Source organism: Brassicibacter thermophilus (assembly GCF_055378355.1).
Genome location: NZ_AP042446.1, coordinates 236,589 through 254,523, shown reverse-complemented (window position 1 = coordinate 254,523; position 17,935 = coordinate 236,589). Strand labels below are relative to the sequence as shown.

Annotated in this window: 11 protein-coding genes, 3 rRNA genes and 1 other annotated feature; of the genes, 13 read left to right on the top strand and 1 reads right to left on the bottom strand. The window is 34.3% G+C overall.

The window, feature by feature from the left end:
• Nucleotides 1–3 precede the first annotated feature (3 nt).
• The 11 genes from ACZ41D_RS01240 (at nucleotide 4) to ACZ41D_RS01190 (ending at nucleotide 14,275) form a co-directional block, all read left to right on the top strand.
• A complete protein-coding gene (locus ACZ41D_RS01240) occupies nucleotides 4–792 on the top strand; it encodes a SigB/SigF/SigG family RNA polymerase sigma factor (protein WP_464152114.1) in 789 nt (262 codons plus the stop codon).
• 231 nt (nucleotides 793–1,023) lie between these two features.
• A 16S ribosomal RNA gene (locus ACZ41D_RS01235) occupies nucleotides 1,024–2,554 on the top strand.
• A gap of 173 nt (nucleotides 2,555–2,727) precedes the next feature.
• Nucleotides 2,728–5,668: ribosomal RNA gene (locus ACZ41D_RS01230) — 23S ribosomal RNA — on the top strand.
• Nucleotides 5,669–5,711: 43 nt separating this feature from the next.
• Nucleotides 5,712–5,828, top strand: a 5S ribosomal RNA gene (gene rrf / locus ACZ41D_RS01225).
• The 16S, 23S and 5S rRNA genes sit together here, the layout of an rRNA operon.
• A gap of 251 nt (nucleotides 5,829–6,079) precedes the next feature.
• Nucleotides 6,080–6,337: a TM1266 family iron-only hydrogenase system putative regulator gene (locus ACZ41D_RS01220; protein WP_464152113.1), complete on the top strand. Its 258-nt coding sequence runs from the start codon at nucleotides 6,080–6,082 to the stop codon at nucleotides 6,335–6,337.
• Nucleotides 6,337–7,368: a [FeFe] hydrogenase H-cluster radical SAM maturase HydE gene (hydE, locus tag ACZ41D_RS01215; protein WP_464152112.1), complete on the top strand. Its 1,032-nt coding sequence runs from the start codon at nucleotides 6,337–6,339 to the stop codon at nucleotides 7,366–7,368. The genes ACZ41D_RS01220 and hydE overlap by 1 nt, the downstream gene beginning before the upstream one ends.
• Before the next feature lie 22 nt (nucleotides 7,369–7,390).
• Nucleotides 7,391–8,596, top strand: coding sequence for a [FeFe] hydrogenase H-cluster maturation GTPase HydF (hydF, locus tag ACZ41D_RS01210; protein ID WP_464152111.1), 1,206 nt, complete (start codon nucleotides 7,391–7,393; stop codon nucleotides 8,594–8,596).
• Between the two features lie 37 nt (nucleotides 8,597–8,633).
• A complete protein-coding gene (locus ACZ41D_RS01205) occupies nucleotides 8,634–9,464 on the top strand; it encodes a deoxyribonuclease IV (protein WP_464152110.1) in 831 nt (276 codons plus the stop codon).
• 86 nt (nucleotides 9,465–9,550) lie between these two features.
• Nucleotides 9,551–10,075 carry a 3H domain-containing protein gene (locus ACZ41D_RS01200; RefSeq protein WP_464152109.1) on the top strand — a complete coding sequence of 175 codons (525 nt, stop codon included), beginning with the start codon at nucleotides 9,551–9,553 and terminating at the stop codon, nucleotides 10,073–10,075.
• A 109-nt stretch (nucleotides 10,076–10,184) separates the two neighbouring features.
• The gene (locus ACZ41D_RS01195; protein ID WP_464152108.1) at nucleotides 10,185–11,198 is read left to right on the top strand and encodes a PTS sugar transporter subunit IIC; all 1,014 of its coding nucleotides are present in this window, start codon (nucleotides 10,185–10,187) and stop codon (nucleotides 11,196–11,198) included.
• Between the two features lie 296 nt (nucleotides 11,199–11,494).
• Nucleotides 11,495–14,275, top strand: a complete 2,781-nt coding sequence (locus tag ACZ41D_RS01190) for a UPF0182 family membrane protein (RefSeq protein WP_464152107.1) — start codon at nucleotides 11,495–11,497, stop codon at nucleotides 14,273–14,275.
• A 36-nt stretch (nucleotides 14,276–14,311) separates the two neighbouring features.
• Here ACZ41D_RS01190 and ACZ41D_RS01185 read toward each other — a convergent pair whose 3' ends face one another.
• The gene (locus ACZ41D_RS01185; RefSeq protein ID WP_464152106.1) at nucleotides 14,312–14,512 is read right to left on the bottom strand and encodes a hypothetical protein; all 201 of its coding nucleotides are present in this window, start codon (nucleotides 14,510–14,512) and stop codon (nucleotides 14,312–14,314) included.
• A 130-nt stretch (nucleotides 14,513–14,642) separates the two neighbouring features.
• Nucleotides 14,643–14,841: a binding site (T-box leader), on the top strand.
• A 67-nt stretch (nucleotides 14,842–14,908) separates the two neighbouring features.
• Here ACZ41D_RS01185 and serS point away from each other — a divergent pair.
• Nucleotides 14,909–16,180 carry a serine--tRNA ligase gene (gene serS, locus ACZ41D_RS01180; RefSeq protein WP_464152105.1) on the top strand — a complete coding sequence of 424 codons (1,272 nt, stop codon included), beginning with the start codon at nucleotides 14,909–14,911 and terminating at the stop codon, nucleotides 16,178–16,180.
• A gap of 182 nt (nucleotides 16,181–16,362) precedes the next feature.
• Complete coding sequence (locus ACZ41D_RS01175) at nucleotides 16,363–17,913, top strand: M1 family metallopeptidase (RefSeq protein ID WP_464152104.1); 1,551 nt, start codon at nucleotides 16,363–16,365, stop codon at nucleotides 17,911–17,913.
• Nucleotides 17,914–17,935: the final 22 nt, after the last annotated feature.

Here is a 17,935-nt window from a genome sequence, read left to right as displayed (position 1 = left end):
TAAATGACAGTGAAAGATCAGGTTATTAGAAATCAAATAAACAATTTAAAAAACATTGAAACTAAAGCTTTGTTTAAAGAATTTAGCCATAATAAAAGAAAAGATATTAGAGATGAATTAGTAAGAAGACATTTATATATTGCTGAAATATTATCTAAAAAGTATGCAAATAGAGGTATAGAATACGATGATATTTATCAAGTTGCTTGTATTGGTCTAATTTATGCAATTGATAGGTATGATATAGAAAAAGGATATGAATTTTCAAGTTTTGCTACTCCTACTATAATTGGTGAAATAAAAAAATATTTTAGGGATAAAGGTTGGACAATTAGAGTTCCAAGAAGAATACAAGAACTTTCTAAAAAAATTAATAATTCAAAAATTTTGCTTACTCAAAAATTACAAAGAACACCGACTGTAAAAGATATTGCAGAATATTTGGATTGTACTTCTGAAGAAGTATTAGAAGCTATGGAAGCAAGTAAAGTTTATAATCCAAAATCTTTAGATTTATCTATTGAAGGTGATGGAGATGATAAAGATATAAATCTTGGAGAGTTAATAGGTGAAGACGATGAGTATTTTAATAAAATTGAAAATATTGACTTTTTAACTAGTACTATAGACAAGTTAGATGATACTGAAAAGAAGGTTCTTAAAGATAGGTATTTTAAACAAAAAACTCAAGATAGTATTGCGAAAGAATTGGGTGTTTCACAGATGACAGTTTCTAGAATAGAAAAAAGAATAATACAAAAATTTAGAAAAGAGCTAATTAGAGAATCCTAAATGATAATTTTGTTTAGGATTTTTTATTTTCAAATAAGGTTAATAGTTGACAATTAATAAAAATAATAAAAAAATCTAAAAATGGTGTTGACAGAACTAAATTAATCTGCTATAGTATTAAGAGTCGTCATTAGTGAGTTTAACGGCGACTAAATAGTTCTTTGAAAACTAAACAGTACAGAACCTGTTAATTCTGAAGAGTAAAAGCTTAGGTTTTTAGATAAAATTTTTTAATGCGAGAGTTTGATCCTGGCTCAGGACAAACGCTGGCGGCGTGCCTAACACATGCAAGTCGAACGAAGCTTTAATTAGGAAGTCTTCGGATGGAATAGTTAAAGCTTAGTGGCGGACGGGTGAGTAACGCGTGGGAAACCTGCCCTATACTGGGGGATAGCCTCGGGAAACCGGGATTAATACCCCATGAAACTCTAATACCGCATGGTATGTGAGTCAAAGTGTTAGCGGTATAGGATGGTCCCGCGTCCCATTAGCTAGTTGGTGAGGTAACGGCTCACCAAGGCGACGATGGGTAGCCGGCCTGAGAGGGTGAACGGCCACACTGGAACTGAGACACGGTCCAGACTCCTACGGGAGGCAGCAGTGGGGAATATTGCACAATGGGGGAAACCCTGATGCAGCGACGCCGCGTGAGCGATGAAGGCCTTCGGGTCGTAAAGCTCTGTCCTAAGGGAAGATAATGACGGTACCTTAGGAGGAAGCCCCGGCTAACTACGTGCCAGCAGCCGCGGTAATACGTAGGGGGCGAGCGTTGTCCGGAATTACTGGGCGTAAAGGGTGCGTAGGCGGTCATGTAAGTCAGATGTGAAAGCCCTCGGCTTAACCGAGGTAAGCATTTGAAACTGCATAACTTGAGTGCAGGAGAGGAGAGTGGAATTCCTAGTGTAGCGGTGAAATGCGTAGATATTAGGAAGAATACCAGTGGCGAAGGCGACTCTCTGGACTGTAACTGACGCTGAGGCACGAAAGCGTGGGGAGCGAACAGGATTAGATACCCTGGTAGTCCACGCCGTAAACGATGAGTGCTAGGTGTTGGGGGAGACATCCTTCAGTGCCGCAGTTAACACAATAAGCACTCCGCCTGGGGAGTACGGTCGCAAGACTGAAACTCAAAGGAATTGACGGGGGCCCGCACAAGCAGCGGAGCATGTGGTTTAATTCGACGCAACGCGAAGAACCTTACCAGGGCTTGACATCCCTCGGACCGTCCTAGAGATAGGACTTTCCCTTCGGGGACTGAGGTGACAGGTGGTGCATGGTTGTCGTCAGCTCGTGTCGTGAGATGTTGGGTTAAGTCCCGCAACGAGCGCAACCCTTGTCTTTAGTTGCCATCAGGTAATGCTGGGCACTCTAGAGAGACTGCCGGTGACAAACCGGAGGAAGGTGGGGATGACGTCAAATCATCATGCCCTTTATGTCCTGGGCTACACACGTGCTACAATGGCCGGTACAACGGGCTGCGAGCTCGTAAGAGTGAGCGAATCCCAATAAGCCGGTCCCAGTTCGGATTGTGGGCTGCAACTCGCCCACATGAAGTCGGAGTTGCTAGTAATCGCGAATCAGCATGTCGCGGTGAATGCGTTCCCGGGCCTTGTACACACCGCCCGTCACACCATGGGAGTTGGTAATACCCGAAGCCAGTGAGCTAACCTTTTGGGGGCAGCTGTCGAAGGTAGGACCGATGACTGGGGTGAAGTCGTAACAAGGTAGCCGTATCGGAAGGTGCGGCTGGATCACCTCCTTTCTAAGGAGTAACACTTTAATTTAGACTATTTTAGGGTTCTGTACTGTTTTGTTTTTAATATATATTGCACCTTGAAAATTGCACAGTGAATATAGTAAGTACTAGATACATGGATAGATACTAGCAATTTAATTGCTGGTAACTACTAAGAGTAACTAAGTACTACAATTTCTGGTCAAGTTATTAAGAGCATAGGGTGGATGCCTTGGCACCAGGAGCCGATGAAGGACGGGATAAGCACCGATATGCCTCGGGTAGCCGCAAGTAGGCTTTGATCCGGGGATTTCCGAATGGGGAAACCCACCTAGAGCAAACTCTAGGTATCAACTACTGAATACATAGGTAGTTGAGGGGACACCGGGGGAACTGAAACATCTAAGTACCCCGAGGAAGAGAAAGAAAAATCGATTCCCTAAGTAGCGGCGAGCGAACGGGGAAGAGCCCAAACCAGTAGAGGTTTCCTTTACTGGGGTTGTGGATGCAGCATAAAAGAAGGATTATCGTAGCTGAAGAGTTCTGGAAAGTACCACCATAGAAGGTGAAAGTCCTGTAAGTTAAACGATATGATTTCTAGCTGTATTCCAGAGTACCACGGGACACGTGAAACCCTGTGGGAAGCTGGGGGGACCACCCCCCAAGGCTAAATACTACCTGGTGACCGATAGCGAAGTAGTACCGTGAGGGAAAGGTGAAAAGAACCCCGGGAGGGGAGTGAAATAGAACCTGAAACCCTATGTTTACAAGCAGTGGAAGTACTTTTTATGTACGACCGCGTACTTTTTGTAGAACGGGCCAGCGAGTTACGATATGCAGCAAGGTTAAGTTGCTATGCAATGGAGCCGTAGGGAAAGCGAGTCTTAATAGGGCGTTTTAGTTGCATGTCGTAGACCCGAAACCGGGTGACCTACCCATGGGCAGAGTGAAGCGGAAGTAAAATTTCGTGGAGGCTCGAACCGTTTAGCGTTTAAAAGCTATCGGATGACCTGTGGGTAGCGGTGAAATTCCAATCGAACCCGGATATAGCTGGTTCTCCTCGAAATAGCTTTAGGGCTAGCCTCAAGTAATAGTGACGTGGAGGTAGAGCACTGAATGGTCTAGGGGCGTTCATACGCTACCAAAACCTATCAAACTCCGAATGCCACAGTCATGTTTCTTGGGAGTCAGACTACGTGAGATAAGTTTCGTAGTCAAAAGGGAAACAGCCCAGATCACCAGCTAAGGTCCCTAAGTACAGGTTAAGTGGAAAAGGATGTAAGACTACACAGACAACCAGGATGTTGGCTTAGAAGCAGCCATTCATTTAAAGAGTGCGTAATAGCTCACTGGTCGAGTGGTCTTGCGCCGAAAATTTCCGGGGCTCAAACCTGTCACCGAAGCTGTGGGATACGTATGTATCGGTAGAGGAGCATTCTGTATGGACTGAAGCTATACCGTAAGGAATGGTGGACTATACAGAAGAGAGAATGCTGGCATGAGTAGCGAAAGGTAGGTGAGAATCCTACCCATCGAAAGCCTAAGGTTTCCTGAGGAAGGCTCGTCCTCTCAGGGTTAGTCGGGACCTAAGCCGAGGCCGAATGGCGTAGGCGATGGACAACAGGTTGAGATTCCTGTACTACCTGTAAGCGTTTGAGAAATGGGGTGACACAGGAGGATAGGTTATGCACACCGTTGGTTGAGTGTGTCTAAGCCAGTAGGGAGCTTCTATAGGCAAATCCGTAGAAGTAATCCTAAGAGGTGATGGGGAGCGAAAAATAAGTAGCGAACTAACTGATTCCACACTGTCGAGAAAAGCCTCTATCGAGCGAGCAGGTACCCGTACCGCAAACCGACACAGGTAGGCGAGGAGAGAATCCTAAGATGAGCGGAAGAACCCTTGTTAAGGAACTCGGCAAAATGACCCCGTAACTTCGGGATAAGGGGTGCTAAAAGAGGTTAATACACTAGCTGTATGAAGCCTTATTTAGCCGCAGTGAAGAGGCCCAAGCGACTGTTTACCAAAAACATAGGTCTCTGCTAAGTCGAAAGACGATGTATAGGGGCTGACACCTGCCCGGTGCTGGAAGGTTAAGGGGAACGCTTAGCGAAAGCGAAGGTGTGAACTTAAGCCCCAGTAAACGGCGGCCGTAACTATAACGGTCCTAAGGTAGCGAAATTCCTTGTCGGGTAAGTTCCGACCCGCACGAAAGGTGTAACGATTTGGGCACTGTCTCAACAAGGGATCCGGTGAAATTGTAGTACTCGTGAAGATGCGAGTTACCCGCGACAGGACGGAAAGACCCCGTGGAGCTTTACTGCAGGCTGACATTGGATTTTGGTATCGTATGTACAGGATAGGTGGGAGACTTAGAAGCCGGGGCGCCAGCTTCGGTGGAGTCGACCTTGGGATACCACTCTTATGATGCCGAAATTCTAACCAGAGGCCGTGAAACCGGTCTTGGGACACTGTCAGTTGGGCAGTTTGACTGGGGCGGTCGCCTCCTAAAGAGTAACGGAGGCGCTCAAAGGTTCCCTCAGCACGGTCGGAAATCGTGCGTAGAGTGTAAAGGCAGAAGGGAGCTTGACTGCGAGAGATACATCTCGAGCAGGAACGAAAGTTGGACTTAGTGATCCGGTGGCACCGAGTGGAAGGGCCATCGCTCAACGGATAAAAGCTACCCCGGGGATAACAGGCTTATCTCCCCCAAGAGTCCACATCGACGGGGAGGTTTGGCACCTCGATGTCGGCTCGTCTCATCCTGGGGCTGGAGTAGGTCCCAAGGGTTGGGCTGTTCGCCCATTAAAGAGGCACGCGAGCTGGGTTCAGAACGTCGTGAGACAGTTCGGTCCCTATCCGTCGTGGGCGTAGGAAATTTGAGAGGAGCTGTCCCTAGTACGAGAGGACCGGGATGGACAGACCACTGGTGTATCAGTTGTTCCGCCAGGAGCATGGCTGAGTAGCTAAGTCTGGAAAGGATAAGCGCTGAAGGCATCTAAGCGCGAAGCCACCCTCAAGATAAGATTTCCCATCTTTTTAAAGAGTAAGACCCCAGGTAGACTACCTGGTTGATAGGTCACAGGTGTAAGGATAGTGATATCTTTAGCTTAGTGATACTAATAGGTCGAGGACTTGACCAGGAAAATTCACTGTGCAGTTTTGAAGGCGCAAGCCTTAAAAATATCCGGTGACGATAGCGAGAGGGTCACACCTGTTCCCATACCGAACACAGAAGTTAAGCCTCTCAGCGCTGATGGTACTTGGACGGAGACGTCCTGGGAGAGTAGGTCGTTGCCGGTTTTTTTATTTAACACAAGAGGATGGTTCTCTTGTGTTTTTTTGTTTTACTTGACTATTTTAATTAATATTGTTAATCTAATATCATAAATATAAAATGTCAAATTCTTTGAGGACATCCTTAAGAATTTGATTAAACAATATAACAAATACCTGACATGTATAGAAAATTCTATCTTGAAAGGAAATTGGAATACTTTTAAATACCAACTTCCTTATTAGGAAGTTTTTTTAGTATAGAAAGGAGGAAAAAAATGAAAAAAAGGATTGCTGTTATAAGTGCTATACTTGAAGATCCTCAGAAAGTTCAACATGAATTTAATAAAATAGTATCAGATTATAGATCACTTATAAAAGGTAGAATGGGTATTCCTTTTAAAGAAGAGGAAGTTTCAATAATATCTATTATTGTAATAGGATCTTTAGATGATATAAATAGTTTAACTGGAAAACTTGGGAATTTAAAAAATGTTATAGTGAAAACTTCTATTTCTAAAAAGGAGTTAGATTAATGAATAGCCTTTTAGAAGAATTATATAAGAATAATAACTTATCTAAAAAGGATTTAATCTATATATTAGATAATATAGATGATATGTCAAGATCATATTTATTTAAATTAGCTAGAAAAACATTGATAAATGTTTATGGTAATAAAATATATATACGTGGATTGCTAGAATTTACTAATTACTGTAAAAATAATTGCGCTTATTGTGGTATTAGAAGAGATAATAAAGATTTAAGCAGATATAGACTAAGTAATGAAGAAATATTTTTATCTTTAGAAGAAGGTAATAAATTAGGATACAAGACTTTTGTTTTACAAGGTGGAGAAGATTCTTATTTTACTGATGAATTACTTGTAAATATCATTAAAGAGATAAAAAATAGATATCCAGATACTGCATTAACACTATCTATTGGAGAAAGAAGTTATGAAAGCTATGAAAAATTATATGAAGCTGGAGCAGATAGATTTTTACTTAGGCATGAAATAGCAGTACCTCATTTATATAATGAGATTCATCCTGGTATGAGTTTTGATAACAGAGTGAAATGTTTATATAATTTAAAAAAAATAGGATATCAGCACGGAGCAGGATTTATTGTTGGTTTACCTAAAGAGAATAATGAAGTACTAGCTGAAAATCTAATTTTTTTAAAAAAATTAAATCCTGCAATGGTAGGAATAGGTCCTTTAATTCCACATCCAAATACACCATTGAAAAATGAAAAAGTAGGATCAGCAGAGAAGACAATTATACTTATAGCTTTAATAAGACTATTATTACCGCAAGCATTAATACCTGTTACTACAGCCTTAAATACTATATGTAAAGATAGTTTAGAAAGAGGTTTTATGGCGGGAGCTAATGTAGTTATGCTAAATCTTTCTCCAAAATATGTGAGAAGAAAATATGAAATTTATAAAAATAAAGAAACAAGAGATATTTATGATATAGATATAATTAAAGAAAAAGCAAAAAGTGTTGGGTTTCAAATTGATATGGGTAGGGGAGATAATATAAATTGGAAATAATATAAACAGTGGTGGTGAAAAGATGAATAATACTCCAAATTCAAATAGGATAGTGATATCTATTTATGGAAAGAGGAATTCAGGAAAATCATCTTTATTGAATTCTTTAACAAATCAAGAAATATCAATTGTCAGTTCAATAAAAGGAACTACTACAGATCCAGTAAAAAAAGCAATGGAATTAAATCCAGTAGGTCCTGTGTTATTTATTGATACTGCAGGTATTGATGATGAAGGAAGTTTAGGAGAGCTAAGGATAAGAAAAAGTTTAGATACAGCAAGAAGAACTAATATAGGGTTATATGTTATGGATGCCAATGATATTGATAACGAAGCTTATGAGAAAATGAAAAGTATATTTAAAAAGTATAATATACCTTATATTCTTGTTATAAACAAAATAGATCTTATTAATGAAAAGAAATTTAAAGAATTAAAATTAGAATATCCTGAAGCTATATTTGTTTCTTCAACTAAAAATGTAAATATAGAAGAACTAAAAAGAAAATTAATAAAAGATATTGAAGCATTAGGTGAAGATTTACCTATTGTGGGGGATTTGGTTGGATATGGTGGGAAAGTTATTCTTGTAGTTCCTATTGATAAGGAAGCACCAAAAGGTAGGCTTATTTTACCTCAAGTTCAAGTTATAAGAGATTGTCTTGATAATGGAATTAAAAGCTATGTTGTTAGAGATACAGAACTTAAAAGTGCTATTGAGGATTTGAAGGATATAGATTTAGTAATCACTGATTCTCAAGTGTTTAAAAAAGTGGATGAAATAGTGCCAAAAGATATTAAACTTACTTCTTTTTCTATTTTATTTGCTAGACATAAAGGTGATTTAAAAGAATTAGTTAAAGGAGTAAAAGCAGTACAATCGTTAGAAAACGGTGCAAATATTCTTATAGCTGAAAATTGTACCCACAATACGACTCACGAAGATATAGGTCGAATAAAAATACCTACTTTGCTTGAGAAAAAAACTGGCAAAAAATTTAATTTTGATTTTGAAACGGGGTATAATTTTACCGAAGATTTGAGTAAATATAGCCTTGTTATCCATTGTGGTGGTTGCATGGTAAATAGAAAGGAAATAGAAAATAGAATTAATATTTGTAGGAACAATAATATTCCTATAACTAACTATGGTATAATATTAGCATATTTAAATGGTATATTAGATAGAAGTATAGAAGTATTTAATATAATAAAAAGTGAAAACTAAAGCAATAATGAGTTGGGAAAATAAAAGGAGCGATTATATGTACATAGGGTGTCACATAAATATTGGAAAAGGATTTAAATCTGCAGGAGAGGCTGCTTTAAGTATAGATGCAAATACATTTCAATTTTTTACAAGAAACCCTAGAGGAGGTAAAGCAAAAGATTTAGATATTGAAGATATTAAAGGATTAGAGAATATTATGAAAAATAATAATTTTGGACCTTTGTTAGCCCATGCGCCTTACACACTAAATTTAGCCTCTTATAAAGAAAACGTTTGGAATTTTGGGAAAATGATATTTAACGACGACTTAAAGAGATTAAAAAATATACCGTGTAATCTTTATAATTTTCATCCAGGAAGTCATATTGGTAAGGGATTAGTATATGGGATTCAGAGAGTAGCTAATGCATTAAATGAAATAATTACAGGCAATGAAAATACTATGATTTTGTTAGAAACTATGTCTGGAAAAGGTACAGAGATTGGATATACTTTTGAACAATTAAAATCAATAATTGATAAAATTAAATATTCTGAGCTAATAGGAGTGTGTTTAGATACTTGCCATGTGTATTCTGCAGGATACGATATAGTAAACGATTTGGATAATGTTTTAGAACATTTTGATAATGTAATAGGAATTGAAAAATTGAAAGCTATACATTTAAATGATAGTATGAAAGAGTTTAACTCAAAAAAAGATAGGCATGAGACAATTGGGAAAGGATCAATTGGTTTAAATGGAATAAAAAATATTATAAATCACCCTCAACTTAAAAATTTACCATTTATTTTAGAAACTCCTAATAATTTAGAAGGACATAAAGAAGAAATTAAAATTATCAAAGGTATAATAGATGATTAAAGAGGTTATTTATCATAACTGTTGAGATATACAAGTTTATATGATATAAATTAATTAGATGACTATTGTACAAAGGAAGTGATTTTATGGATTCAAAAAGTAGAAGGAAATGTATAGTTAAATCATTAAAGGAAAGTGAAGAACCTATAAAGGGAACGGAATTGGCTAATATATATAATGTAAGTAGACAGGTTATAGTTCAAGATATAGCAATACTAAGGGCAGCTGGAGAAAAAATAATTGCAACTCCTCAAGGTTATATGATGATGAATGAAAAGAAAGATAATAAGATCATAAAAGCTATAGTATGTAAACACTTTGGATATGATGAAATAGAAGATGAACTTAAAACTATTGTAGATTTAGGAGGGAAGGTATTGGATGTAATAGTTGATCATCCACTTTATGGAGAAATTAAAAGCTCCCTTATGATTAATTCTAGAATTGATATACAAAAATTTATGGATAATTTATACAAAGAAAAAGCAGAACCTTTAGCTTCTTTAACTGAAGGTGTTCACATACATAATATTGAATTACCAAATGAAGAAACATACGAAAGAATAAAAGATGAACTTTTTAAAAAAGGGTACTTGATTAACACTAAATAAAGTGTTATATTTTTTTATATACAGATGACAAGACAGATGTATATACAGAAAAATCAATAAAGATTTTTATTTCAATAATAATATACATTAAACAGAGAGGAGAATATTAATGACAGAAAAAAAGGGAAAGATTAGGGAGTATTTTATTAAAGTTTTAAATGGAATGGCTTTAGGATTATTTGCTTCTTTAATAATTGGACTTATATTAAAACAAATAGGTAGTTTATTAAATATTGATTTATTAGTAAATTTTGGACAAATTGCCCAATATCTTATGGGTCCTGCTATAGGTGCTGGAGTTGCTTATAGTGTTGGAGCTTCACCACTTGGAATATTTGCATCGTTGATAACTGGAGCTTTAGGGGCTCAAACAGTGTCTATTGTAGATGGCGTAGCTATAATGAAAATAGGTGAGCCTGTAGGAGCATTGGTAGCATCTCTTGTTGGAGCAGAAATTTCTAAATTGATACAAGGTAAGACTAAAGTAGATATAGTATTAGTACCTGCAGGTACAATAATAGCAGGAGGGTTAGCAGGATACTATGTTGGTCCAATTGTGTCTCATATGATGACTTCTTTAGGTGCACTTATTAATCTTGCTACAAGGCTAAGACCTATTCCTATGGGGATATTAGTTTCGGTATTAATGGGTATGATATTAACTTTACCTATAAGTAGTGCTGCTTTAGCTATATCATTAGGGTTAAATGGATTAGCTGCTGGAGCTGCAACTGTAGGGTGTTGTGCTCAAATGATAGGATTTGCAGTAGCTTCTTATAGAGAAAACAAGGTAGGAGGATTAATAGCTCAAGGATTAGGAACATCTATGCTTCAAATACCTAATATCATAAGAAATCCACGAATATGGATACCACCAATTATTACTTCAGCTATACTTGGGCCTATTTCTACAAAGATATTTGAAATGGAAAATAATAAAATAGGAGCAGGTATGGGTACAAGTGGTCTTGTAGGACAATTTGGTACTTTTGAGGTTATGGGTACTAAAGGATTTTTAGGAATCATACTATTGCATTTTATATTGCCTGCAGTAATTACTCTCATAATATCAGAATATATGAGAAAAAAGGGGTATATCAAATATGGAGATATGAAGCTTTAATATATTAGAAATAAAAAACTCTATGTGCATTTAATAGACACATTAGAGTTTTTTATTAGTTGAGGAAATTGCATAATTACTTTAAAGTAATTATGCAATTTCCTTAAATAACAAAATGATGATTAATTGAAAAAATAGGGAAGTAATAGTATAATAAATAGTACAATAAATTTTAAGATATATATGAGAAAATTGCGTAATTACTATTGGGTATTGGGTCATAGTTTTAATTTTACATAATATAAAAATAAACAATTAATCATTTTTTGATTAGTTGTATTGAAAGAGGTGCTATTTTGAAAAAAAAATCTAATTATTTTATAACTATATTAATAGTGGTAATATTTATTATCATATCTTCATTTACCAAAATAATAGATTTTGTTACAGATTACAAATGGTTTAGAGAATTAGGATATACTAAAACTTTTTTTACAAAACTATTTGCTCAATTGAAAATAGGTGTTCCAACATTTGTTGTGGTATTTTTCTTAATAATGCTGTATTTTATCACTATTAAGAAAAACTATTATAAGTTAGGTAATATTACTGTTGATAAAAAAAATGAAAAGAGATTTAATGGTATATTAGGAGTCATATCAGCAATTATTTCTTTGTTTGTAGCTAGAGTTTTTGCAGGAGATTTATGGTTTACTATATTGCAATTTTTAAATTCTACTGATTATGGTACTAAAGATCCTATATTTAATAAAGATATATCTTTTTATATTTTTAAATTGCCATTGATAAGTATAATAGTTAATTTATTATTATCGCTTGCTTTTTTACTAATAATATTAACCGTAGTATTTTACTTTACACTACTTGCTATAAGAAGACCACAGAGTGAGAATTCTAATGTATTTGAATTTAATGATTTTAACAATACTAAGGATAGATATAGACAAGTAAGTAAAAAAATATTTAATACAGCTTTAATACAGATAGCTGCAATAGGTTTTTCAATATTTATTATTATAGCAATTAATTATGTGTTAAAAACTTATTATTTAGTTTATTCTCCTAGAGGAGTTGCATATGGTGCTAGTTATACAGATGTTCATGTTACATTGATTTTGTACAAAATTATGGCTGCTGTTGCTGCAATATCTTCAATAGGAGTATTGATAGGACTGATAAAGAGAAAGGTAAAAATAGCATTGGCAGGACCTATATTGTTGATAGCTATTGGCTTAATAGGTAATATTGCTACAGGTGTGGTTCAAAAATTTGTAGTAGAACCTGATGAAATATCTAAGGAACAAGAATATTTAAAGTACAATATAGAGCTTACACAAAAAGCTTACGGATTAGATGACGTTACAAATAAGGAGTATTCTGTTGAACAAAATCTTACTAAAGAAGATATACTTAACAATCCAGAAACTATTGAAAATATAAAAATAAATGATTATAGGCCTGCTATAAAAGTATATAATCAACTCCAAGCTATGAGATTATACTACCAATTTAATGATATCGATGTAGATAGATATATTATAGACGGGAAATACACTCAAGTATTTTTATCAGCTAGAGAATTGGATCAAGAAAAACTAAATGATCAAGCTAAAACATGGATAAATAAGCATTTAAAATATACTCATGGATATGGTTTTGTATTATCACCTGTTAATTCTGTTACAAGTGAGGGCCAGCCAAGAATGTTGGTAAAAAACATACCACCTTTAACAGATACAGACTTAAAAATTGAAAGGCCTGAAATATATTTTGGAGAATCTACTGATGATTATGTTATATTGAATACTGATGAAGAAGAATTTGATTATCCGCAAGGAGAGGATAATGCTTATACAATTTATGAAGGTGATGCGGGAATAAAACTTAATGGAATAAATAAACTATTATTTGCTATAAGGGAAAGAAGTTTTAAACTATTAGTATCAGATAATATTAATTCAGATAGTAGGATTGCTATTTATAGAAATATCAATGAAAGAGTGAGAAAGATAGCTTCTTTTATAGAATATGATTCAGACCCATATCTAGTTTTAAATCAAGATAATGGGAAACTTTATTGGATAATAGATGGATATACCATGAGTAATAGATATCCTTACTCACAACCATATACATATATGGGTTCTGAAATAAATTATATTAGAAATTCTGTAAAAGTTGTTATAGATGCGTATAATGGGGATGTAAAATATTATATATTTGATGAAAATGACCCTATTATTATGACATATAAAAAAATATTTCCAGACTTATTTTTAGATAAAGATGAACTACCAGATGGACTAAAAACACATATAAGATACCCAATAACCTATTTTAATATTCAAGCTAATATATATAAGGAATACCATATGGACAATCCAAGGGTATTTTACAATATGGAAGACGCATGGGATATAGCAAAAGAAAAATATCTTGAAGGTATACAAAATGTAGAGCCAAGTTATCTTATGTTTAAGCTTCCTGATGAAGAAAAGGCAGAGTTTTTATTGACTATACCGTATACTCCTAAGACTAAACAAAACATGACTTCTCTATTAGTTGCTAGAAATGATGGGGACAATTATGGAAAATTGTTTATATATAAATTCCCTAAAAATAAAACTATAGATGGGCCTATGATTATTGAATCAAAGATAGACCAAGATTCAGAAATTTCACCACAACTTTCTCTTTGGAGTCAAAAAGGCTCTGCTGTACTTAGAGGGAATATTATGGTTGTTCCAGTAGAAAATTCACTGTTATATGTTGAACCAATTTATATTCAAGCAGATAACGAAAACAGTTTACCAGAGGTAAAAAGAGTGATTGTTGCATATAAGGATAATATAGTTATGGAAGAATCATTAGAAGAGGCTTTAAATAAAATATTTGGTATCATTGAAGAACCAGAAATTCCTGAAGAGCCTGATATAGATATAGAAATAACAGATGATAATATAAAGGAAATCATAAAACAAGCTAATGATTTATTTAATAAAGCTAAAGAAGCTTCGCAAAAAGGTAACTGGGCTGAATATGGAGAATATCTAGAAAAACTTGAGGACGTTCTTAATAAATTAAATAGTTTTTATGATAGCGAAGTTACTGAATAATATAATCCCTCACAAAATTAATGTGAGGGATTATATTTAAAAACAGTGTGATTTTTTAAATGCTTTCATTTCTTCGATTGGCATAGAATCTAATTCTCTAGCTTTTATTGCTATATCGTGCCTATTTATTATTCCTCTATCTACTAGTATCTCTATGATACTTGCTATTGCTAGGGTGTTTCTATAATCTATTTCTTTCATATCTGAAAGTTGAGATAAGATATCTAAATCATTCATGCATATTCCCTCCAAATATAATGTGATATTTATATTATCGACTGTTTTAGGAAAAATATACCTTTTAGAAAAAATTAAAATTATTGAATATAATGTTTAAATATGTTATAATATAAATTAAAAATTAATACAGTATACTATGAAGGGAAATAGTAAATAATTGATACCTTTTAGAGAGCCAATGGGTGGTGGGAATTGGCAGGTTAGATTATTGAATCCAGCCCTGAGTGATTTACTTATAAAGTAAACCCTGCACGGGATAAAGTGCATTAAAGTGAGCCGTTAGGCTAACTAGGGTGGCAACGCGGGAGTAACCTCTCGTCCCTATTTATAAAAATAGGGATGAGAGGTTTTTTATATAAAAGTTTTTCTTATTTTAATATAGGAGGGATAAAGATGTTAGATATTAAAAGAATTAGAAATAATCCTGAAGAAGTAAATACATTGCTTAAAAAAAGAGATAAGAGTCTTACTATTGATGAGGTACTTAAATTAGATGAGAAGAGAAGAGAGCTTTTAGTAAATGTTGAAGAAATGAAGGCAAAACAAAATCAAGTATCTAAAGAAATTCCAAAGCTAAAAAAAGAAGGGAAAGATGCTACACCAATACTGAAAGAAATGAAAGAACTATCACAAAAAATAAAAGATATGGATGGTAAAGTAAAAGAAGTAGAAAATCAACTAAGGGATATGCTGCTTAGAATCCCCAATACACCAAACCCAGAAGTTGTAGTAGGAGAAAGTGATGAAGATAACGTTGAAATAAGGAAATGGGGAGAGCCTACAAAATTTGATTTTGAAGCTAAAGCCCATTGGGACATAGGTAAAGATTTGGATATATTAGATTTTGAGAGAGCTGCAAAAGTAACTGGTACTAGATTTGCTATGTTTAAAGGATATGGTGCATTGCTAGAAAGAGCAGTAATCAATTTTATGCTTAATTTACATACAGTAAAACACGGGTATAAGGAGATATTACCTCCTTTTATGGTAAATAGAGATAGCATGACTGGTACAGGACAACTTCCTAAGTTTGAAGAAGATGCTTTTTATTTACCAAGCAAAGACTACTTTTTAGTTCCTACTGCAGAAGTTCCTGTGACCAATATTCACAGGGATGAAATACTAGAAGAAGACAAGTTACCAATATACTACACTGCATATACTCCATGTTTTAGACAAGAAGCTGGGTCTGCTGGTAGAGATACCAGAGGATTAATAAGAAACCATCAGTTTAACAAAGTAGAGCTTGTAAAGTTTGCTAATCCAAAAAATTCTTATGAAGAGCTTGAAAAACTTACAAATGATGCTGAAGAAGTTCTTCAATTGTTAAACATACCATATAGAGTAGTAATGCTTTGCACAGGTGATTTAGGATTTTCATCTGCAAAGACTTATGATATTGAAGTTTGGATGCCAAGCTACAATAGGTACGTAGAGATATCTTCTTGTAGTAACTTTGAAGATTATCAAGCTAGAAGGGCAAATATAAGGTATAGAGATAAGGATACTGGAAAGTTAGAATATGTTCATACATTAAATGGATCAGGATTAGCAGTAGGAAGAACAACTGCAGCTATACTTGAAAATTTCCAGCAAGCTGATGGTACAGTAGTAGTGCCAGAGGTATTAAGACCATATATGGGTGGCTTAGAAGTAATTAAATAAGAAATAGAAAGCCTTGACTGATATGTCGAGGCTTTCTAAATTTTTTAAAGTAATTATGTAATTTTCACAAGTAATTTCTCCAATGTAAAATAAAAATATGTAGTATAATAAAATATAAGGGATAGAATATATTTATATCAGTAGTTTTTTTATAATTTTAACTAAAAACAGGGGGGTAGCATGTGAAATTTAAACTAAAGCGTTTAGTACCTATTATTCTTATTATAACAATTATCATTAGCGGATGTACTTACTTAGATGATACAAAAGATGATAGACAAAATGGAGAGATTTATTCTGTTTATGAAAAAAATAAAAGTTACAATACATTAATTGTACAAGATTATAATGGCATTGATATAAACAATATTAATCATTATAAAATTGATGTTCAATTTAACCCAGATGAAAAAATATATATTGGGAATCAAGAGGTTTTATATGTAAATAATGAAAAAGTGCCATTAAATGAAGTGCATTTTCACTTATATCCTAATGCATTTAAAGATAAAGAAACAGCACCGTTTTTATTTGATGATTTTAGCAGAGCATATCCTGATGGTTTTACTCCAGGTTATATTAATATAAATAAGGTGATGATAGATAATAAAAAAGTAAACTACAGTATTAGTGGGAAAGGGAATACAATACTTAAAGTTCCTTTAGAGGAACCTATAAAACCTAATGAAAAGATTTCTATATATATGGAATATGAAGTTAAGATGCCTCCTGCACAAGACAGATTCGGTTATGGGAAGAATACATATAATTTTGGCAACTGGTATCCTGTAGCAGCAGTTTATGATGATGAAGGTTGGAATCTTGACCCTTATTATAGCATTGGTGATCCTTTTTATAGCGATACTAGTATATATAATGTTAAGATTACTGCTCCTAAGGATATAGAGGTAGCTTCTTCTGGAAATATTATATCGGTAGAAACAAAAGATAATAATAAGATTTGGAATATAGAAGCTATACTAATGAGAGATTTTGCATGGGTTGCTAGTGAGAATTTTACCATATTAGAAAAAGAAGTAGATGGTACTCTAGTTAAGAGCTATTGCACAGGAAATAATAAAGAAATGAATGATTATTCTTTAGAGGTTGCTTGTAAAGCTATTGAAATATATAATAAAATGTATGGAAAATATCCTTATGGACAATTGTCTGTAGTTGCAACTAGCTTTCCTAGTGGGATGGAATATCCAGGAATAGTTTTTATAGGAGAACAATATTATGGCAAACTTTCAAAGAGCTATTTAGAAATAGTCATAGCCCATGAAATTGCACATCAATGGTGGTACGGGATAGTAGGGAATGATGAAATAGATGAAGCTTGGTTAGATGAATCACTTGCTTCGTATTCTGAGGCAATATATATCGAAGAAAAATATAATAAAATAGCAGGAAAGGATTATTTTACAAATAACATAAAGAATTATTATAACAGTGTAAAATCTCAATATGAAATTGACGATGTAGTTGTAAAACCTTTGGACCAATTTGAAAATTGGAGTGACTACGGCGCATTAGCTTATAATAAAGGTGCTATATTTATAAATGAAATAAGAAATAAATACGGGGACGAAATCTTTTTTAATATACTACAAGAATACTATAATAGATTTAGATTTAAAAATGCAACAACAGAGGATTTTATAAATGTTTGTGAAGAGGTAACAAATGACAGTTTTGAAGAGATGGTAAATATTTGGTTGTATGGAGAATAAACGAATGAATTAACATTGGAGG